The organism is Agarivorans sp. OAG1, assembly GCF_037076485.1.
In the GTDB taxonomy this organism is placed as follows: Bacteria; Pseudomonadota; Gammaproteobacteria; order Enterobacterales; family Celerinatantimonadaceae; genus Agarivorans; species Agarivorans albus.
This window is the reverse complement of record NZ_AP028990.1, coordinates 600,318-621,565: the sequence shown is the minus strand read 5'-3', so window position 1 is coordinate 621,565 and position 21,248 is coordinate 600,318. Positions and strand designations below refer to the sequence as shown.

Here is a 21,248-nt window from a genome sequence, read left to right as displayed (position 1 = left end):
ACTCAGCTCTCCAATGCTTTAAGTTCAAAACCTTGCGCTTGCCACTTGGGAATCAATTCCGCTAGAGCGTCAATGCAAAGGTTGTTGTCATCATGAAATAAAATAATATCGCCTGCGCTTACTGGTTGCTCGTTAAAGCGTTTTATTAGTGTTGCACTAGGCTCTTTTTTGTAATCTAAGGAGTCGCGACTCCAATGCACCGCAGTAATCCCACGCCGAATCAAATAAACCAGTATAGAACTGCTCCAACGTCCTTGCGGGGAGCGGAATAAGCGACACGGTTGCTGAGTAAGATTTTGAATAGCGTTATTGGTCTGTTCTATCTGCAACTTGCGCTCAGCGGCACTGATATGATCAAAGCGGGGATGATTGTAAGAATGGTTGGCAAGGCTATGACCTTGCTCAGCAATTTGGCGTGTGAGCTCAGGAAATTTTTCTGCTCGCGCCCCTAATACAAAGAAAGTTGCTTTAGCTTGATGCTTAGCAAGCAGCGCCAATAAAGCGGTGGTGTACTCTGGATAAGGTCCATCATCAAAGGTTAAATAAAGCGCAGCCTCGCGTGGGCTTCTTTTAATCAGAAACCAACTATCAGGCAGAACTTTACTACGTATAAGATATTTGATCTTATTCAACATTAACTACAAATCCATTTGTGCCAATACTAAGAGCTTAAGCAAGCTTGTTAGTGTAACAAAATACCTGCTTAGCCCCAGCAAATTATTAACTTATCTTTTAAACTTCACCATTTTTCAACATTGCGAGAAATTGTTGTTGATTAAGCGACCAAGAAAACTGACTAGCATGCTGCTTAATCGCCTGTTTATCCCACTGTTTATCCAGTATCAGCTCTAGCCCCTCAGCCACCGCCGACGAACTCTTCGGCGGGATAAGCACGCCACAACAGCGAGTATCCATCACCTCGGGAATGCCCCCGACCTCAGTAGCTAATACTGGTGTGCCAGCCGCCATCGCTTCCAATACAACATTAGGCACCCCTTCTGCGTAGCTAGGCAAGGCGAGAAGTTCAGCATTGCCTATCCAAGCTGGTAGATCGGCGTGGGCAACAGAGCCCAAAAATGTCACTCGCTCTGTTAAGCCATCAGCTTGCGCTTGTTGCTCAATGGTCGCTCGTTTGGCACCAGTACCAGCATAAACCAGGTTTAATGCCGGCTGTTTAGCGGCAATTTTAGCAAAGCCCTCATAGAGCTCTACAACGCCTTTGTCTGGCTTTAGGTTCCCTACATATAAGATGTAGTCTTGCGCTATTGGTTTGTCACTTTCACCACCAAACTTTTGATGATTGACGCCATTATAGATAACAGAAACCTTGGATTGCTCTATCCCTAGCCGCTGCATTTCCTTAGCTAAAGCTTTCGATACAGACAAGATACCCAATGCACTTTGACTGGCATTTTTTATTTGTTTTGCACGTGCAGGATCTTTTGCTAACTGGTTAATATCACTGCCATGTACCTTAAAGAAAAAGCGAGCTTTAAACAGTTTAGCTAACCAACTAGTTGCAACTGCTTCTGGGAAAGCCCAGCTTGCCATTAAGATTTTGACTTGCTTGCGTTTTAACCACAATCCAGAATGCAATAACAAAGACAAAAACATCATCACGCTATAGAAACGACGCCCCACTTTTGGTGTGTAAAAATACGGAGCGTAACGTAACTCTTCTGATTGTTTAATCTGCTTACGATGTTTAAACCATTCAGGAAAGGCTACCGGAACTAACAGGCTTAACTGATACTCAGACTTTAACAATTCAAATTGCTGATGATTAAACTTAGCGCGATTAGGTTCCCAAGGGAGAGGGTATAAATTGGTGATAATCACCATTGCTGGCTTAGACTTCACAAATAGTTACCCTGTGTTTGCCGCTGGCTGTTAACGGAATATCATCCACTAACTCAAAATTAAGCATCAGTTCACCATTGCTATATTTGTTTATTTCATCACTAATAGCGGTTTTATCTGCTTCGCTAAATTGCTCATTAGCTACAATTTTTAGAGTGACTTGCTCAAGTTGCTGTTGAACAACTTGAAAGCGCGAAATGCCGACAAACTCTTTAAATAAATGTGGAAACAGCTCGCCAGGAATACTGCCACCCGACGGCGTTTTTATAATGTCTAGCTTACGCCCGTCAATGCTAGACATAATTGGTAAAGGGTTTCCACAACTGCAGGCCTGATGGTTAATCGTTGCGCGATCGCCATTTACATAACGAATCAAGGGCATCCCATAGTTATAGAGATCGGTAACTAAGAGATCTCCACTGGTCTCTGTTACCACCTGTCCTTGGCTATCGATTGTTTCTATCACTAAGTGGTCGATGTTCATATGCAAATTGCGTTGTTCTTGGCAATCTGCCGCCATCAACATAAATTCTCGACAACCAAAAGTGTTGTACACCGGCGTTTTAAAAGCTTTCTCTATCTCTTCTCGTTGAAAGTCATGTAAAGGTTCAGCCCCAGTTAAAATAGTGCTGGGGCGCCACACTTTTATTCCTTGATCGTTAATATAACGAGCCAGCTCATAAAGCGGGTTTACGTAAGACACCATAGCTGTTGGCTTATAGGCATTAATATCATCAACATACTCTTGTTTGTTTTCTTGAGTCATAGCAAAAGAATTGAGCATTTTTCGATTATAAAAGCCGTGGTAAAGCGCATTTTTAATGGTTTTAAAGCGCGAAGGCTGGCCTAAGTCGGCCCCCCATAGGTACAAGGTTTTCTGACCTAGTCCTGCGCCTAGCCAGCCATAACCTCGCCACATAACAGCTTCTCGGCGAGTATTGCTGTTGAGGTCCAGCTCAAAGTGAAAAGGCTGTCCGGTAGAGCCACCGGTGGACTTACGGATATTGTTTGGATGTTTGCTCGAAACAAACTCAGCATAGTGCTGCTTAATATCGTTTTTGGTGACTATCGGCAAAGCCTCAAAGTCACGCATGTTGCTAATATCACGCGGATCTTTAATGCCTGCTTCAGCCCAAACCCGAGGATAATACTGAGTATTGTGGTAAGCATGCTGCAGCAGTTTTTGTAGCTCTTGCCATTGATGAGCTAACAACTGCTCTTTAGTCCATGAAAGGCGTTGCTCATAAGCACCTAAATGCTTTAACAAGTCTTTGCCTTTAATCGCCTCGTAGGCGGGCATTAAGCAGCTTCGTAAAAAAGATGGGTAAATGGCCATCGTTGACTTCCATATCCGTATGATAACTAATGTGTACAAGGCTCAAAGTATTGAACAGGCAAGTTGCTTACTCGCTTTTCTCAAGCGCTGTTATTAACTACGTTCAATGAAACACCTTTGCTACTTACCCTAACATTTAAGTAAACAACAAACATCTACTACTGGGTTGGCGAGGTCTTCCATTAATCGAGCAATTCCTTTTACTTAGGCATTATAGTAACGCTAAACAGGCGTGAATTTAAACGCCAAGATTACTACTAATTTGTTGTTTTATACGTTAGCCTAATCAGCATTGAGCTTGGTGATGTAGTGTTAAGGAAAACGCGATATGGACATCGGTCCAGTTACTATTGTGGCGAAAGGCAGTGCGCTTGTTTATCAAGTGGACTTCGACCTAAAAGGAAGTCATCAACAACTTTGGTTTGAAGTTGACAACCTTGCCCAACAAGAACTGTCGAGTAGCAGTGACACAGCCTTAATGGCTTTATTACTTCCAGCAATGTTAGCCAATGAAAACATTCATGTTAAAGGTAGCGTGTCTGAGCGTTTACTATTTAGTTTAAATGGCGCTTACCAAACTATACTGACCCAAACCATTCCTTATTTGCAGCGAGTGAACATTACCGCCGAGCACTGCAATACACAAAGCTCGTCAGCTACCGGCGTTATCACTGGCTTTTCTGCGGGCGTAGATTCGTTTTGCACCATTACCGACTACTTTTCAGATAGCCCTCCTAAAGCGCTCAAGATTACTCATCTACTTTACAATAATGTGGGTTCTCACGGGCCGGGAGAAGAACGCCTATTTCGCGAACGCTACCAACAATTAAAAGAAACAGCCGATACTTGGCAGCTTCCGTTCATTACTGTTAACTCAAATATGAATGACTTCTATGGCCGTAGTTTGGATTTTCAGTTAACTCATACTCTGCGAAATGCCGCTATCCCGATGTTGTTTCAACAATTCATTGGCCACTTTTTATATTCATCCGCCTACAGCTATCAAGATTTATTTGTTGGCGAGAGCTACGACATGGCATATAGCGACGCTTTTAGTATGCCGCTCTTGGCTACTGAAAGCTTGCAATGTCACTCGGTGGGTAGCGAGCACTCGCGCGTAGAAAAAACCCTGCGTATTAGTAGCAACCCAGATTCATACAAAGTATTAGATGTTTGCGTGAAAGGTGATAGAGCGGGCAATTGTTCACACTGCGATAAGTGTTTACGCACCCTGCTGACCTTAGATTTGGCCGGTAAACTTGAGCTATATAAAGATAACTTTGATTTAGAGGTTTACCAGCAACACAAGCAAGCATTCATTAATGAAGTTCTAATTAGCAAGGACCCACTGCTAAAAGAAATAGTGGTTTGGGCTAAACAGCGGGGATATCGCTTTGCTGCTCATCACTACCTTTCGGCCACTATGTTGTTCCTCAAACGTTCACCGGCCAAAGTCTTTTTGCTATTTAAAAACCAGCTAAAAAAACTGTTGTCTAGCTTAGGTTTATATCATCCCAAGCAATACCACTAATTTGTTCCTCGCGAGCCAAAAGCCTTAACATGACCAAAGATTCCAAGCTAAAAAATCAAGTTCTATCTTCCTTAAAATGGGTAGCCATGGGGAAAATTGTTACCCAATTACTGCGCTGGGCTATGACTTTTTGGGTCATTCGCTTATTAAGCCCAGACGACTATGGCCTGGTTGCTATGTCGGACGTACTGTTTGGTTTTCTTAACTTATTGCTAGGCTCCTTATTCGCTTCGTCAATTATTCAAGAGAAGAACTTAACTAAGCAGAGTTTAAAGCAGCTATTTGGCGCTATTATTATTAGCCACCTTGGCTTTTTCGCACTGCAGTATTCCTTAGCTGATGTGGCCGGCAGCTACTATAAATCAGACATAGTAAGCCAAATTTTAAAAGTGAATGCTTGGTGTTTTATTATCTTAGCTTTAGAAGTGATTCCTGCCGCCTTACTAGCTAAGAACATGGAGTTTAAGCGAGTATCGATTATTGCCGCTATCTCTAATATCGTAGCGGCAGTGTCAACCTTAGTGATGGCTTATTTGGGCTATGGATTTTGGTCTTTGGTCATTGGCGAGATAATCTTTATTGGCTTGCGAGCCGCGCTGACCTTTGCAGCCAAACCGATTGATTTTCTACCTAGCTTTAAGATAAACGATATAACCGCCATGCTTAAATTTGGCGGTATGTTGTCTATTCAATCGGTATTATTTTATGTATTCATGCATATGGATGTAGCAATTGCCGGTAGGATAATGACGCCAACCGAGGTGGGCCTGTATGCCATTGGCTTGCAAGTAGCACTAATGCCGCAGAAGAAAATCATGCCCTTACTTCGACAAGTGGCCTTCCCTGCATTTTCTCAAATACAAGATCAACCAAAGCTCATCGCCAACTATGTGCTGAAGGCACAGCGTTTATGCATTAGCTTAACCTTGCCCATTTTTTGGGGCTTGGCTTCAGTCACCGATTTGGTGATTCCGCTGCTACTCGGCGAAAAATGGTTAGGCGCAGTAATACCAACCACCATTATGTTAATGATTATGCCACTTCGCTTCAGTGAAGAGTTATTTAACCCCGCTCTTAAAAGCTTGAAGAAAGTGAACCACATGCTGGTGAACTTATGCTTTATGGTGGTGATTATGTTTATAAGCATAATGATCGCAGCTCGCTATGGTGCAACTGGCTTAGCTTTAGCGTGGTTGTGTGGATTTCCAATTGCCTACTTAATCGTAGCTTGGCGAAATAGCCAAACCTTAAATACGCAATTCAGCCAATTTGTAAAGTTGCTGTTAGCCCCAATGCTATCGGGCGCAGCAATGTTTACGGTGGTTTATGGTGCTAAATCATTTATTGAAGCAGACATCGTAGTGGCGTTGCTGCTGCAAATCACTTTGGGTGGGATAACTTACTTGGGCTTGATGCTGCTATTAGATAGGGCTTCGATTAAAGAAGTACTTAGCATGCTTAAACGTAACGGCTAAAGTCTGTTGCACTTCTGCGGTTAAGTACAACAGACCCAGCATAGGGTATGTTACTTCGAGCCCCGCAGCGGGCTCAGCGCTGCTTTAATAAGCGCTTTTATCATTAGCCAAACGGTAGCACCAGAAAACTTCAAGCTTAAAGACTGAGACAATGCTTTAAAGGCAGCAAAGCATTGCTCATTCCATAATAAGTCTTTCCCCCAATCTAGGTAGATCTTGGCCTTCACTTTACCAACCAGATCCCCCCAACTGGCGCTATTACTACCTTGTCGAGCTAAGAACGCATCTACAACATCAAGGTTGTCTTGATAAGACGATAACAAACTGCCTAAGCTTCCCTCTATATCGGCTTTCCACACTAAGCTTTTTTGCAATAAACCGATTAGCCCTTGCTCTGCAATCCGTAGGTACAAGTCGATATCCTCAGCGGTTTTTAAGCTTTCATCAAACAACCCCACCTTATTAAGCACTTCTCGGCGCACCATAAATGAAGATGTCACCAAATAAGGATGTAAAAAAACTTGTTGTAAGTCCTTAGAGACTAACTCCGGAGCTTGCTCACTTTGTGCGTTGAGGGTTTCTTCATCGGCCTTGTAGGATGTCTCGGTATAACAGGCCACCCAGTCAGGCTGTGCACGCATAGCGTTAACTTGATCCATCAACTTCTGTGGACGCCATAAGTCATCAGAATCGAGAAAGGCAACAAACTCTCCTGTTGCCGCTTGAATACCGGTATTTCTTGCCTTAGACGCGCCACCATTTTGCTGGCTGATTAATTGTATCTTTGCCCGATACTTTTCCAAGCTCGCAACGGTATCATCTTTAGATCCGTCATCTACAACAATGATTTCATAGTCATCAAAGCTTTGCGCCAAGATAGACTCGATGGCTTTGTCGATAAAAGCCGCCGAGTTATAGGCAGGAATGATAATGCTGACTGCAACTGTCATCGCTTATACCCTCCTGGTTAGCTACGCCTGTAAAGCGTCTAAGCTTTGATTAAGTCTAAGAATCAACTGGTTCTGGATAGCCTCACCACTTAACTCCCCTTGGGCGCTATTAGCAATAGCACTCAGTTGAGAACAAACTTCAGAACGAACCTTAGCGCTCGAGTTGCGCGGCTTGGGTTTATACCAACTTTTGCCAAAACCGACACTTTGTAGTTGGCGCTTCACTTCATCTTTAATGGCATTAACCGAGCTCGTGCCAGCACTATAAAAGTAGTTAGGCACACTTTCCGGTTGATACTGCATATCCACCGTTGATAGCCAATCCTGCCATTTAACCTGATTGACATGGTCACCCAAGATAACCGCCTTCCAAGGAAGGCGTAGCGCATCGGCAACAATAGCACCGTGCATCGCTTCTGTTAGCATCAATCGGCATTGCGCCATCTCTGCAAACACCTTGTCTACCGACCACTCAGGAGAAATAAACCTAAAGCCACAAGCTTCGGCAATATTCTCCCAGTCGGCACTACGACAACTCAAGTAATGCGGCATAAAGCCAATATCACCGTTTTCTTTATGAGTCGGTTCCATCACATTGCGAAGTAATAAGGCTGAGTCTGTCACAATGGTACTAGGGTCAAGATCTAAAGCTTTAGCACTGTAAGGCCCACGAACAGCGTGAACCTTCCACTTATCGGTAACCGCTGGCAGTTGACCATAGCCCACACCAGAGCCGACAATGTGTAAGGTTTTGTCATTGGGTAACCGGTGGTTCAACAAGGTACCAATGCCCACCAGCAACTCTGAAGAATCGTCATTAAAAAAGTCAGGAAGTAACTTGGGCCATAACCATGGGTTAAGGTCATCACCAAAATTGCCCACTTCATCCTTGTAGTAAAATAATTGCATTTTTAACCTAGTTAATCCTTTGCCTTCGGCCGTGTTCAGCCGAGTTATTCAATTTGTGGTGGCTATAAACCAACCTTTAAGGTCATGTAAACAGCAACGATTACCGCCCAGCTATAACCCATACATCGCCAAACCATTTTGGCTGAAAACATTTCTTCTAAATCTGGGCGCAACTTCATCAAGCGTAAATGACTAGCGGTTTGCATCCCCATAAAAATAAACATCAGCAGAGTGAACTGACGACTTAAGAAAAAGGCAGTCACCATAAAACCAATCATCGAATAAAATAACGCTTTATTCAGGTTAGCTTCTTCTTTGTACTGCTCTGATTTCTCTTCGCTTACTTCTAAGTCTTGCGGATCATCGTCGTTGGGATAACGATTGAATCGCTTCAAAATCGCGTAACCCACCAGCATATTAAGAATTAGCGCACCGCCCCATAGGCTATAGCCAGGCACACCTAATTCCGCAGCCACATGTACATAAGAGTTATGAGCCACTTTGCCGTGATGATCCATAAAGTTACCCATACCTACCCCAAAAACAGGGTTATGGATAAGCATTTGAATGCCATCGTACCAAGCGTCTAAGCGCCCAGCAGCAGAGGACTCAGTCGATGACAAGCCACCAAACGATGCCAATAAGGTGGCAGCAATTGGCGCGCTTAAACATGCAAATAAAATAAGCCGCGCACCAGCATTACTAATAAGGAAATACAAACCAATTACCGCAACAGAGCCCAGCAATGTGCCCCGAGACCCGGTCATATATACGCCGTAGCCAAACGCCACTAAAATAGCCAGCATTGCTATTTTTACAACCGCACCACCTCGACCAAAAAAGTAAGCGACAAAAGGCATATTCATTACCAAGAACATGCCTAAATCGTTAGGGTCACTAAAGAATCCGAGGTAAGTGATGCGCATCTCTTCACGGCCAACAGTAATACTGTCGCCAATGCCAATACCATACTTACCGTTAAATGAGGCTTGTTGAATATGTCCGTTGTATACCATCACCAAGGCTGCAGCGATGCATATATACATGAGTAAGCGCTGCCTACCTGGGGTAGCGATTAACGCGCTGTAAAGGAAAAAAGGAATAATGGAGCTTACAAATAGGCGCTGCGCCTGAAAAATCCCCCCGGTGCCCCAACCATTTAAAAATGCCGACATCATAATCAATGGCACTAAGCCCAGTAACAAATAGTGTTGAGGCTGCAGCTTTATTGGCCTTAAGGTAATCAAAGTAAAGCCAAAGGAAAGAATGGCAAATACCTTAATGATGATGAAATTAGCCGTTGATAGCGAAAATTCATGCGGCCGAATCAGCACAGCAATGCTGTATAGGCAAAGGAAAAAGAAAGCCAAAGGTGCTGTTTTTTCCTTAATGGGTAAAGGCCTTCTACCTAGCGGTGTTACGTCTGCCGCTAAAGGATTTTGTCGACGAGCTTGAATAGTCTTACCCTCCATGGGGAATTAATCAGCGACAGATTAACCAAGTTGGTTTCGTCACATGAAAACTTTGCTTTATAGCTTTGCGCGGTGGCGCCCATCATAAAGTCATAAAGCACAGCTTTGCTGTTTAAAATACTCCATACATGAAGTGCGAATCCGGGTGAACATTGCGAAAACTGTTTTTCATCCCAGCCAGATTGATAAAAATGTAACTGCTGCTGTTCTAGCAAATAGAAGTTTAATGCTAAAGGCTGCTGCTTAATAAACACACCACTCATAGCGACTGAATCAGGGTGCTGCTGGCGAAAGTGCTGATGAAATTGGCTAAAACGCTGATCGGAAAATGCACCAAGCTTGCCTTTGTTTTGCCACCTCGCCTGATGAAACGCCACCAAGCTTGGCCAATACTGTTCAATTTCAGAGCTTGTTAACCACCTAAACTCTGCCCCTTTCTCAGCTAAAGCTTTATCTGCTCTGCGCCACTGCGAGCGAGCATTGCGGCTAAGCTGCTTTATAGACCACGGTTTTACTTCTAAAGAATAGCGACGAGCCTCGGCAAGCTGAATGTTAGGCACGCTGTTAAGCAGCTGATGCAAAAAGCTATGCTCTATTACCGCGCGAGCAACAAACACATCAAAGCTAATCTTAGACAGCCACGCTAACAAAACCTTTAAGGCCTCTGCCTGATAGTCTTGATTTAGCAGTACATCAGGGTATTCAGATGCTACCTCCGCGTGCTCAGGTTCTCCCTGACCAAGTAAAAATAGCTGTTTTATCCCCAACAGCTTAGCGCTGCTCCGTGTGTAAAAAGGCGCTAATACCACCAGCTTCTCATTGGCAAACCCAGCCATACAATAAAGCTCACAGTGCTTGTCCCAAAACTGATTAGTCCAATGTACTAACCAACCAGGACAGTTAAACATGTCTGCTTGGCATAACTGACAAAGGGCCTGCCACTGCTCTTGTATAGCAACAAGTTGGTCTAGTGAGCGAATTTCACGCCACTGTAAAGTATCGGCATCTCTCATTTAGATATGCTAAACAACCTCAGCAAATGGCTAAAATAAAGAAACCAGCATCAAGCTTACTGCTGGTTTCCACTATTTAATCTTTTCTTCCTTAAAAAGATCTTCAGCGCTGTCAATCTACGGCTTTAGTTCGCTTTAGATTGCTCAATATACCAAGGCATGGCGATAGCTAAGCCCTGGCCAATAGTGAACTCTGGCGCATATCCCAACAATTGCTCAGCCTTACTAATGTCAGCGCGCGAATGACGTACATCACCAGCCCGAAAATCGCGATACTCCGGCTTGGCAGAGCGCACAACCCCGTACTTAGATAGGTTTTCACACAGCAAGTCATAGAGTTGAGTTAAGCTGGTTTGGTCATTCAGAGCTACATTGAATACTTCACTGCTTTCTAAACCGGCAGTTGCAGCCAAAATGTTCATTTGCACTACATTGTCAATGAAGCAAAAATCTCTGCTGGTTTCACCATCGCCATTAATGAATACCTGCTCCTCGTCAATCAGTGCCGCTGTCCACTTAGGAATAACCGCCGCATATGCGCCATTTGGATCCTGGCGAGGACCAAACACGTTAAAGTAACGCAAGCCAATAGATGGGAAATTGTAAGTACGTTGAAATACTGAACTATAGAGCTCGTTAACATACTTGGTAACGGCATAAGGCGATAAGGGATTACCAATTTTATCTTCCACTTTAGGTAAATCTGGGTGATCGCCATAAGTTGAACTAGACGCAGCATAAACAAAGGCAGATACCTGTTGCTCTTTAGCAGCCTGCAACATATTCAAGTAACCAGAAATGTTTACTTCATTGGTGGTAATAGGGTCATTTATCGAGCGAGGAACCGAGCCAAGGGCTGCTTGGTGCAACACAAAATCAGCACCAGACAGAAACTCCTGACAAGTTGCTTGGTCTCGAATGTCGCCTTCTACAAAGCGAAATTGCTGCCATTGTTGCTCACTTACCAAACCTTTTACTTCGTCTAGGTTATGCTGATGCCCAGTGGCAAAGTTATCTAAACCAACTACCTTTTGGTTTAACTTTAATAAGGCTTCTAATAAGTTAGAGCCAATAAAACCCGCCACACCGGTAATTGCCCAAACTTTAGGCTCGGCTTTAAGTTGCTCACACACTTGTTGAAAACGCTGCACGGTATCAGTCCCCATTACAAACGCAAATCACTGGCGCCAACTGGCAATAGATATTTAAGATCGTAAAGTACGTGGTCTTTTTTACCAAAGGCACGTATTTGTTCTACTGACATATCTTTAAACTGCTGGTGAGCAACGGCTAAAATGATTGCGTCGTAATTACCGGCCTGTGGGCTTTCTACTAAATCAATACCGTACTCTTCATGGCATTCTTCTTTGTCTGCCCATGGGTCGTAGGTGTCGACTTGAACACCGTAATCTGCAAACTCGTGAACAATATCGATAACTTTAGTATTTCGAATATCAGGGCAGTTTTCTTTAAAGGTTAAACCTAAAATCAAAATCTTACTCTCTACCACCGAGATATTACGTTTCACCATTGACTTAATGCACTGTGATACAACATAACGACCCATATTGTCGTTAATTCTTCGACCTGCAAGAATCACTTCCGGGCGGTAACCAATAGACTCAGCTTTATGCGTTAAGTAGTAAGGGTCGACACCAATACAGTGACCACCAACTAAGCCCGGGCGGAATGGTAAAAAGTTCCACTTAGTGCCGGCGGCTTCTAGTACTGCTTCGGTATCAATATCTAAGCGATTAAAGATGAGCGCCAATTCGTTGATAAGCGCGATATTTACATCACGCTGAGTATTCTCAATAACTTTAGCCGCTTCTGCCACTTTAATGCTGCTAGCTTTGTGGGTGCCCACAACCACTATTTCAGCGTAAAGATCATCGACGATAGTGGCGATTTCTGGGGTTGAGCCAGAGGTGATTTTTTTAATTGTAGAAACACGGTGAGTCTTATCGCCTGGATTGATACGTTCAGGGCTGTAACCAACATAAAAGTCACTATTAAACTTAAGGCCCGAGTTCTTCTCTAAAACAGGCACACATTGCTCTTCAGTAGCACCTGGATACACCGTAGATTCGTAAATAACAATGTCATTAGGTTTAAGTACTTTAGCAACTGTTTCGCTGGCGCGTACCAAAGGTGTTAGATCTGGCTGTTTATGCTCAGTAATTGGAGTAGGAACGGTCACAATGAACACGTTACATTTTGCTAAGTCTTCAATGTTGCAGCTGTAAGACATATTGCCAGCAACGTCTTGTAGCTCTTGATTACTAACCTCTTGGGTAAGGTCTTCACCTTGCTGAAGCTCAGTCACTCGTCCTTGATTAATATCAAAACCAACCACACTGCGTTTTTTAGCAAACTCTACAGCCAACGGCAGGCCAACATAACCTAAACCAATTACGGCAATACTCACGTCCATGTATACATCCATTTAAATTTGAAAACAGTTTTCTAATGCTAATTAAACCGCATATTGGAACAGAAAGTAAGGGTCAAAATCCACATAAAAACAAAACACGCTACAAAGTAAGACATCGGGTTAATTAAGCTGTATTATTTTAATGTGATTTATCAATCCAACAAACAGGGAATAATATGAGTAATCATAGGTTTGGAATGAAGAAAATTCTGGCAGTTAGTGCCTTAACCATCGCATTAACTGCCTGTGGTGGGGACACCGCAGAACAGCACTTATCTAAGGCTACCGAATACTTAGCAAAAAATGATCAGAACGCTGCAATCATCGAACTAAAAAATGCCATAAAAAAAGATGCCTCATTGGCACAGGCACGCTTGAATTTGGGTGGAATTTACCTAGAACGTGGTAACTATCCAGCAGCAGAAAAAGAGCTACTTAGAGCCTTAGACTTAAACGCTGAAAAACAGCAACTCATTCCCCTACTAGCTAGAACCTATCTAAATCAAAATGAGCCGGAAAAAATAGGCGAATTGATTACTCAAAATAGACCTTTTGAGGCCGAGCTAGAAACCGAATTACTGGCAATTCACGCCCTTTCGCTATTTAGAAATGGGCAATTTGATCCGGCTAAAACCACCTTAAACCAGGCCCAAGAGCTTGGCTTTGAAGGTACCTACTCGCGGATGGTAAAGGCCAGTATCTCAGCAGCAGATCAACAATTTGGGGCTGCCAACGAAACACTGGAACAACTAAGCCAAGAAGTACCAGACAATACCGATGTATGGCTGCTAAAAGGCCACCTTGCGTCTATGTCTAATGACACAGAAGTAGCAGTAGAGTCATATAGCAAAGCAGTGGAACTGGCCCCAGATGCTGCTCAGTTCACTTTGTATTTAGCACAGGCTTTGGTAAAAAATAAGCAATTTAGCGAAGCGGAGAAATACTTAGACAGTATTTTGAAAATCGCACCAAACCACATGCTTAGCAATCAACTTAAAGCTTATGTACGTTTTCAAGATGAAGATTTTGAGAATGCATTTACCTTATCAACTAAAGCCTTGCAAAGTGGTTCTCATAACACTGCTACCCAAATTGTTGCAGGTATCTCTGCTTACAAATTACAAAAGTACGAACAAGCCTTAACTCAACTAGAGAGAGTGATTACTAAAGATCCACAAAATGCCCTGGCACAACGTTTATACGTAACCACTCAATTTAGGATTGGCCAATTAGATAACGCCTTCAATCAGCTTAACCAAGCATCGGTTGCTGAGGGCCAAGACAGCGACTTCTTAAGCACAGTGAGCATGCAGCTCAACCGTTTAGGCCGCACCGAAGAAGCAGTACAAATTGCCGAAAAAGCAGCAAGTTCAGGAGGCTTATCAGAAAAAGCCAAATTGGGTTTACTTAAGCTTAAACAAAATGATTTAGATGGAATTAGCATACTCGAAGAGGTGCTAGCTGAAGATCCTGCTCATGCCCAAGCATTTTTAGGTTTACAGACTCATTACTTCCGCCAAGGAAAAGCTGATGAAGTGCTAAAGTCTCTGGATAGCTGGATAGATGCTCACCCAGAAGATCAAAGTGTAAAACTATTTAAAGGTGCCATTCTTGAGCAGCAAGAGCGCTACGATGAAGCTCTCGCAGCTTATCAATCAATATTAAAAGACCAACCTGATGACCTAGCAGCAAAGCTATTTAGCTCATCGGTTTATGTGCAAAAAGGCGAAGTAGAAAAAGCCTATGAGATAACCTACGAGGTTAAAACCGAGCAGCCCGAAAACTTACGTGTTTTTGAGTTTCTAATGAGTCACGCTTCTCAGATAGAAAAGACTGAGGAGGTAAAGGCACTTCTTGATAAACAACTTGCCGAGGCTCCAGATTCTTCATTGTTGAAAGAACAGTTAGGCCGATACTATTTGTTTACCCGAGAGTTTCCGAAAGCCATTGAATCTTTTGAGCAAATTGATGCTTTAACCCGCGAAGACAGAGTTTGGCAATTGATCGGTGATTTGTACCTAGAAACGGATAATCAAGAGAAGGCCATTTTAAGTTATCAAGCTTGGCTAGAAAACTCTCCTCTCTCGCTACCGGCGTATGTTAAGAACATCAACATCTTAGAATCTTCTGGTAACTTGAAAGAAGCCGTCGCCTTAAGCAATAGAGCAGTAAAACTATATAAAAATAACCAACGTTTATTGTTTGTTCATTCTGTATTGCAGCTAAAAGCGGGTGATGCCGTAGCCAGCCAAGATGCTCTAAACAACCTTGATGCGAATCAAATGAACACACCTGCGGTTTTGCAGCAGCAAGGTTACATTTATCTAGTTCAAGAAAACTGGCCTGCAGCAACGGATACTTTCAATAAACTATATGAAGCTTATCCAAGTACCCAAACCGCCAACCTGTTGATCAAATCATACAAAGAAGCAGATAAAATCGAGCAAGCTGTTGCTTTCATTAGGCAAGCTATCGATGTTCATGGCGAAGCGGCAAAACCTCTTCAACTGCAACTTGCAGAGCTGCAAATGAAAGCTAACCCGCAGCAAGCAATTGAGGAGTACCAAGCGATCATTAAAGATCAGCCAGATAACTTTGTAGCCTGGAACAACCTCGCTTGGGTTTACCATGACTTAAACGAATTTGAAGTAGCCTTAACTTACGCCAAGCAAGCCCACCAGCTAAAACCGGATATACCACAGGTAAAAGACACCTACGGCTACATGTTGCTTAAGTCTGGGAAAGTAGTAGAAGCAACTAAAGCGCTTGAAGATAGTTACAAGCAAGATGCTAGTAATGAGGTAGGTTTGCATTTAGCAGAAGCACTAATTGCAAATAAGCAAACCAAAGAAGCTAAACAGCTACTCGATGGATTAATAAATATTGAGCCAGAGTTAGCCAATAAAAAAGCTGAACTAGAAGCTCAGCTAAATTAATCTATATAGCCCTAATAAGACTTTATTGGGGCAAATATAAACCTTTAGATTCACACCATTTATGGCTCTCTCGTAACGATATGTTCGGAGAGTCATTTTTATAGAAACTCGGTGAATACATTTTTTTAATATAGTCATCATTGTCATCATTGTTTCTAGCTGCTAGACAACCCTTTTCTACTTCTTTATCAATGTTACGCATCAAGACTTGAAAGCCTACCGGTAAAGTACGTGTAAGTGTTCCTGCACTAATGTAGTAAGGCGCGCGTAAGCCATGATACTCAATAGCTGGACCAAGCTGCTCAAACTTAATACCTAAAAAGCTCATACTTCTAGCAAGACGCGGCTCCATCATAACAAACGCGTGATGGGTGCCAGCTCGCACAGCTAGAGCGGCAATAGACAAATACAAACCAATAGCTAAAAAAGGAAAGCAACGTAACTCTTCCTCAGAATAGGTTTGCTCATTGATCGCACCAGAGGCAGCACCATCAAAGTTATCCGCTTTACGACGTCGGAATTGTGGGCGAACCGCTAAACGCGATATTTCACAAATTTCGCTTCTAGCAAATTGCGAAGGGTGATATTTAGCACCTTCAATAGCATTAGAACAAAACTTCTCGATGGGCAGTAACTCATCTTTACTAGAAGGAGATACTATTCGCACACAGCCTGCATAGTTGGTACTAGGTTTGTGCTCGATTAAACAAAAGCGAGAGTATTCATCAAACTCATCTTGTTCCATACCGTTTTCACGGACTGGCTCAAAATTAAGTTCCTCACAGTATACGTCATGACGAATTCGAAATGCTTCTTGTACGGTATCGGTTTTATAAGCAACTACCGGGCGAAGATACTCTGCAAAGTGCTGAGCAATTAGCTTAGCTTCTCGCTTAACCAATAACGAAATGCCACCTCTCACAACAGCCCCAAGATAAGGGATACTTGCTAGGTTTTTCACATGTTTGTTTCGGATCATAAAGCGCTCTCAAAGCTTCAAACTTTCTAAACATAACATTTAGATTTTAGAAACAATTTAGAATTATAAAAGGCAGGCTTGCAGAAAAAACAAAGCGCAGAACTAGGCTGCGCTTTGGATGTACAATGCTAAAACTTAGCGACTTTTAATTAAGCATTATGCGCGGCGACGAACAGCTGCCAAGCCTAATAGACCTAATCCAAAGATAGCTAATGTTCCTGGCTCTGATACTTGTGCAGCAGAGATAGCGAAACCAGCTTTCAATTCGTTAGTTTTATCTTCTTCTGTAAGGAAGCCAATACAAGTTGCGTTTGGTCCACAATCAATATCACCTAATACTTCTAAACCTTGTAGGCGAGTAGTTAGGGTGTATACATAGTCATCGTAACCTGGAATTGGTAGTACGAAGCTATTTGTTAAGTAAATGTCATCACCCACTTCTGTGTATGTAACATCTGGACCCAACACGATAGTGAATAAGTCAGAACAGCCTTCTTGGTTAATACCGGCTTGTCCTACCAACTGAGTTGGCTCGTACTTACAAACATTGTTAGTTGGCGTGTTGTAGGTTTCTTCAAAAATCACACCGAACTGAAGTACAGGTGCTGGAGCTAATGGGAAAGCAACAGGTGCTGTAGGTGCAAGGAACAAACCATCAAACAATGTAGCTGCTACTAGAGTATCACCGGTTACACCCCAGTTTTCGTGTACAAGGCCAGTACCTTCTGAAAATGCTAAAGCACCAACACCATCTACAACACTGGTAGTCACAGTACCTGATTTAGAATCTTCAATATTCAAAGCACTTTTCTTAAGATCTGGGTTTTCAGCAGCGTACGGGTCACCCCAAGCAAGAGACTTAGGAAGCTCGCCACCAAAAAGTGGGTCAAAATCATCTAAAGTTTCGCCAGTTGCATCAATACCCGTTGGGTCAATTGAACCAGCATCAGAAGTCCACTGATCGAAACCAGCTTCGTTTAGGTAATCCCAGTCAGTGATAAGAGCAGCGTTAGCAGAGATGCTTGCAAAACCTAAGCTAGCCGCCAAGCATGTAAGTTTTAATTTGTTCATGTCACCCATCCATTTGGTCAGTACGATTCGAAATACAAGTCATACAAAGCAATCTAGGTGCCAACTTTAAAAAACCTTTAAAAGCAGTAGCTTAAGAAATAACCAAATCATTGAAGTAAATAGGATGTAAAAATTACTGACACAAAAACCCATTATGTTTACCACCGTAAAAGATCCTTAAGATCCTTGTTCTAAAGCTTAATGTATGAAGATTTCCCTTACTAAATCCAATTAACGATTTACCTTGGACCAACAAACAACATTCTGGTGTTAAGTTGCTAAGCACTATAAAGGTAGATGAGAAAGCAGAACCTTCGAACAAGACAGTTACGATTGAGAATTTGAGCTTTGGAAGTGAGAGTTTCTTGAAGGAAATAAAAAATTACTGCTGCGAAAGCGCAGCAGTAATTATATAAGAGCAGCTAATTAAGCGCGGCGACGAACAGAAGCCAAACCTAGCAAACCTAAGCCAAAGATAGCTAAAGTACCTGGCTCAGTTACTTGAGCAGCAGAAATAGCGAAAGCTGCCTTTAATTCGTTCTTCTGGTTTTCTTCAGTTAAGAAACCAATACATGTAGAGTCAGGACCACAATCTAGATTATCTAATACAGTTAAGCCTTGAAGACGAGTAGTTAAGGTATACACGTAATCGTCAAAACCAGGAATTGGTAGAATGAAGCTGTTCTGAAGGTAGATATCATCGCCAACTTCAGTAAACGTAACTCCGTCATCTAGTACCAATGTGAATAAATCAGCACAGCCAGCTTCATTAATGCCAGCTTCACCTACTTTAGTATCACCGTATTTACAGATGTCATTAGTAGGAGTGTTGTACGTTTCTTCAAACAATACATCAAACTCAAGAACCGGCGCAGGTAGTGCTGGGCCAACAAAAGGAGCTAGAGGTTGCAGGAACAAGCCATCAAACAAAACTGCTGAAGACAAAGTATTGCCAGTTACACCCCAGTTTTCATGGGTAAGGCCTGTACCTGTTACGAAATCCAATGCACCAACACCGTCAACTACACTTGTACTTACTTGACCAGACTGAGCGTCGTCAATCTCAAGTGAACTTTTGATAAGTTGAGGGTTTACAGCGCCGTATGGTGTACCCCATGCAAGGCTTTTAGGTAACTCACCACCAAAAAGAGGATCAAACTCATCGGCTGTTGCGCCGCCGGTATCAATACCTAGTTGGCCAGCGTTTGAACTCCACTCTTTAAAACCCGCATCATTCGAGTAATTCCATTCAGTGATTAGTTCAGCGTTAGCAGAAATACTTGCAAATCCTAGGCCTGCAGCCAAGCAAGTAAGTTTCAATTTATTCATTTCACCCATCCAATTTGGTAATAGCGTTTAGATATAAAGACCGTGCATAAAGCAAAACTCGGGCCAAATATAATTAACCAATATTAACAAAGAGTTGCGTGCTAAAAATAAATAAATCAATTATGATGTGTAAAACTTACTGACATAAAAAAGCGCTCAGCTTTCTTCTTTTAAAACTATTTTTTTGGCTATCTTAAATACCATTCGCTGCAAAGGATTACGATTACCCATTGGTCGCCACGTTTTCTTAAATCGATTTCGATAAGCATCAAAATGCAAGCCGTAAGGTGCGGTAATTAGATCTCCTCGATTAAGTAGGATTTTTAAAACATACGTACCCGCTATACCACCACACATCTTCACCGCCATAGGCATCGATGGTCCTTTTTTAGCGTGAAAATCTGCTCGACTCGGGTCAACTAGATAAGGGCGCTGCAACATCGCGGGGGATAAACCAATTAGGAACTTAATATATTGCTCGTTTTCACTAGTGGCATCTTCAAATCGAAAATACTCTTCGTAACTCATACTACCAGGCATAAAACACAAAAATGCACAGCCCATACCTAACGGTGCAGCAGTAACTAAGGGGATCTTTTTCTCTAAACACTTTTGAAAGACCAACTTTCGCGCAGACAAGGCAAAAAAGTCTAGGCTATCTACATATACGTCCACACCTTCAAGGAACTCATCAACATTGTGCTCAAAAATACCTTCAGGGAAGGACTTCACCTCCGCTTCAGGGTTTATATCTAAGCAGATGTTTTCCATTACTTTTACTTTGTCTTGGCCAACGGTAGACATAAACGCGCCAGCTTGACGATTAAAGTTGTGAACTTCATATTCGTCAAAATCAGAAATGTGAAACTTGCCAACCCCCAAGCGCGCCAAGGTAACAATGTGCTCACTGCCAACGCCCCCGGCACCCGCCATTGCAACACGCTTTCCACGTAACACCTGTTGCTCTGCTTCCGTTACCCAACCGATATTCCGAGAAAAAGCATCTTCGTAATTAAAACTCATAACTAGTTAGCCTTATAAGATTGACGACATCCATTCGCCTGCATATAACCACGAACAACATAGCAACTTGCTCTAATGCATAGTAAAAATTAAGATTAAAAGGTCATTCAAGGAAGAATATAGTATGAAACTCGCCTTCATCGTAATCCTAGCCTCTTTTTCATCTCTGTTTAGTGTAGAAGCTTCCAGCGCACTTGCAGACACTATAGAAAAAATCAAACCATCTGTTGTAGGAATTGGTACCTACAATAAACTAAATTCTCCTAGAGCCAGCTTGCGCGGTACCGGATTTGTTGTTGGCTCTCACCTTATCGCCACCAATGCACATGTGATCCCCAAAAGCCTAAACCAACAACAGAACGAAAAACTAGTTGTATTTGTTGGCCAAGGTCGCTCGCCAGAACTGCGCATTGCCAGCGTAGTGGCTAGCATTGAACAACACGATTTAGCCATACTAAAAATTGAAGGCAAAGCCCTAAAGCCGCTAACGCTTTCGAACCAAAAAGTTCGCGAAGGAGAACTATATGCTTTCACCGGCTTCCCAATAGGTGCTGTATTAGGCCTATATCCAGTTACGCACCGCGGGATTATCTCAAGTATTACACCCGTGGTTATACCGGCGAGAAATGCCAGCGAACTAAACCTTGCTCAATTAAAACGTCTCAAATCACCCTATAATATTTATCAACTTGATGCCACTGCCTATCCCGGTAATAGTGGCAGCCCCCTCTATCACCCAGAAACAGGCGAAGTTATCGCCATCATCAATAAGGTTTTTGTCAAAACGACCAAAGAAGCCGTGTTGGCTGACCCAAGCGCGATCAGTTATGCCATTCCGGTAATTCATCTAAAGCAACTTCTCAGCAGCCTGAAGTAGTGTTTTGAAAACTTACGGATACAAAAAAGCCCTTAAAAGTAAGGGCTTAATTA

Annotated in this window: 17 protein-coding genes; 4 read left to right on the top strand and 13 right to left on the bottom strand. The window is 42.6% G+C overall.

Annotation, left to right across the window (positions count from 1 at the left end):
• Positions 1-2: 2 nt before the first annotated feature.
• From OAG1_RS02955 to OAG1_RS02945, 3 genes are all read right to left on the bottom strand, one after another.
• The gene (locus OAG1_RS02955; RefSeq protein WP_338623792.1) at positions 3-635 is read right to left on the bottom strand and encodes a polysaccharide deacetylase family protein; all 633 of its coding nucleotides are present in this window, start codon (positions 633-635) and stop codon (positions 3-5) included.
• Positions 636-732: 97 nt separating this feature from the next.
• A complete protein-coding gene (locus OAG1_RS02950; protein ID WP_338623790.1) occupies positions 733-1,860 on the bottom strand; it encodes a glycosyltransferase in 1,128 nt (375 codons plus the stop codon).
• Complete coding sequence (locus OAG1_RS02945; RefSeq protein WP_338623788.1) at positions 1,850-3,196, bottom strand: phenylacetate--CoA ligase family protein; 1,347 nt, start codon at positions 3,194-3,196, stop codon at positions 1,850-1,852. The genes OAG1_RS02950 and OAG1_RS02945 overlap by 11 nt, the downstream gene beginning before the upstream one ends.
• Before the next feature lie 328 nt (positions 3,197-3,524).
• Here OAG1_RS02945 and OAG1_RS02940 point away from each other — a divergent pair, with 328 nt between their 5' ends.
• Together OAG1_RS02940 and OAG1_RS02935 are read left to right on the top strand one after the other, a co-directional pair.
• Complete coding sequence (locus tag OAG1_RS02940) at positions 3,525-4,727, top strand: hypothetical protein (protein ID WP_338623786.1); 1,203 nt, start codon at positions 3,525-3,527, stop codon at positions 4,725-4,727.
• Between the two features lie 29 nt (positions 4,728-4,756).
• Positions 4,757-6,202: a lipopolysaccharide biosynthesis protein gene (locus OAG1_RS02935; protein WP_338623784.1), complete on the top strand. Its 1,446-nt coding sequence runs from the start codon at positions 4,757-4,759 to the stop codon at positions 6,200-6,202.
• A 50-nt stretch (positions 6,203-6,252) separates the two neighbouring features.
• Here the strand turns inward: OAG1_RS02935 and OAG1_RS02930 are convergent, their stop codons facing one another.
• The 6 genes from OAG1_RS02930 to tviB all read right to left on the bottom strand — a co-directional run bounded on the left by OAG1_RS02930 (position 6,253) and on the right by tviB (position 12,980).
• Entirely contained in the window at positions 6,253-7,152 is a 900-nt protein-coding gene (locus tag OAG1_RS02930; RefSeq protein ID WP_338623782.1) for a glycosyltransferase family A protein, read from the bottom strand.
• 21 nt (positions 7,153-7,173) lie between these two features.
• Positions 7,174-8,061, bottom strand: a complete 888-nt coding sequence (locus OAG1_RS02925; protein ID WP_338623780.1) for a polysaccharide pyruvyl transferase family protein — start codon at positions 8,059-8,061, stop codon at positions 7,174-7,176.
• Positions 8,062-8,123: 62 nt separating this feature from the next.
• Entirely contained in the window at positions 8,124-9,533 is a 1,410-nt protein-coding gene (locus OAG1_RS02920) for an O-antigen ligase family protein (RefSeq protein WP_338623777.1), read from the bottom strand.
• Entirely contained in the window at positions 9,491-10,546 is a 1,056-nt protein-coding gene (locus OAG1_RS02915) for a GNAT family N-acetyltransferase (RefSeq protein ID WP_338623775.1), read from the bottom strand. Before OAG1_RS02915 ends, OAG1_RS02920 begins: the two co-directional genes overlap by 43 nt.
• Positions 10,547-10,671: 125 nt before the next feature.
• Positions 10,672-11,697 (bottom strand): SDR family oxidoreductase, encoded by a 1,026-nt coding sequence (locus tag OAG1_RS02910; protein ID WP_249483383.1) that lies wholly within the window; start codon positions 11,695-11,697, stop codon positions 10,672-10,674.
• Between the two features lie 14 nt (positions 11,698-11,711).
• Complete coding sequence (gene tviB, locus OAG1_RS02905) at positions 11,712-12,980, bottom strand: Vi polysaccharide biosynthesis UDP-N-acetylglucosamine C-6 dehydrogenase TviB (protein ID WP_016403871.1); 1,269 nt, start codon at positions 12,978-12,980, stop codon at positions 11,712-11,714.
• Between the two features lie 176 nt (positions 12,981-13,156).
• Here tviB and prsT point away from each other — a divergent pair, with 176 nt between their 5' ends.
• Positions 13,157-15,916, top strand: a complete 2,760-nt coding sequence (gene prsT / locus OAG1_RS02900) for an XrtA/PEP-CTERM system TPR-repeat protein PrsT (RefSeq protein ID WP_338623771.1) — start codon at positions 13,157-13,159, stop codon at positions 15,914-15,916.
• Between the two features lie 22 nt (positions 15,917-15,938).
• Here the strand turns inward: prsT and OAG1_RS02895 are convergent, their stop codons facing one another.
• From OAG1_RS02895 to OAG1_RS02880, 4 genes are all read right to left on the bottom strand, one after another.
• Positions 15,939-16,895 carry a PEP-CTERM/exosortase system-associated acyltransferase gene (locus OAG1_RS02895; protein ID WP_016403874.1) on the bottom strand — a complete coding sequence of 319 codons (957 nt, stop codon included), beginning with the start codon at positions 16,893-16,895 and terminating at the stop codon, positions 15,939-15,941.
• A gap of 156 nt (positions 16,896-17,051) precedes the next feature.
• Positions 17,052-17,966 carry a THxN family PEP-CTERM protein gene (locus OAG1_RS02890; RefSeq protein ID WP_016403875.1) on the bottom strand — a complete coding sequence of 305 codons (915 nt, stop codon included), beginning with the start codon at positions 17,964-17,966 and terminating at the stop codon, positions 17,052-17,054.
• 426 nt (positions 17,967-18,392) lie between these two features.
• Entirely contained in the window at positions 18,393-19,295 is a 903-nt protein-coding gene (locus OAG1_RS02885; protein WP_338623767.1) for a THxN family PEP-CTERM protein, read from the bottom strand.
• Positions 19,296-19,451: 156 nt separating this feature from the next.
• Positions 19,452-20,318, bottom strand: a complete 867-nt coding sequence (locus OAG1_RS02880; protein ID WP_338623765.1) for a ThiF family adenylyltransferase — start codon at positions 20,316-20,318, stop codon at positions 19,452-19,454.
• A gap of 124 nt (positions 20,319-20,442) precedes the next feature.
• Here OAG1_RS02880 and OAG1_RS02875 point away from each other — a divergent pair, with 124 nt between their 5' ends.
• Positions 20,443-21,195 (top strand): serine protease, encoded by a 753-nt coding sequence (locus OAG1_RS02875; RefSeq protein WP_338623763.1) that lies wholly within the window; start codon positions 20,443-20,445, stop codon positions 21,193-21,195.
• Positions 21,196-21,248 lie beyond the last annotated feature (53 nt).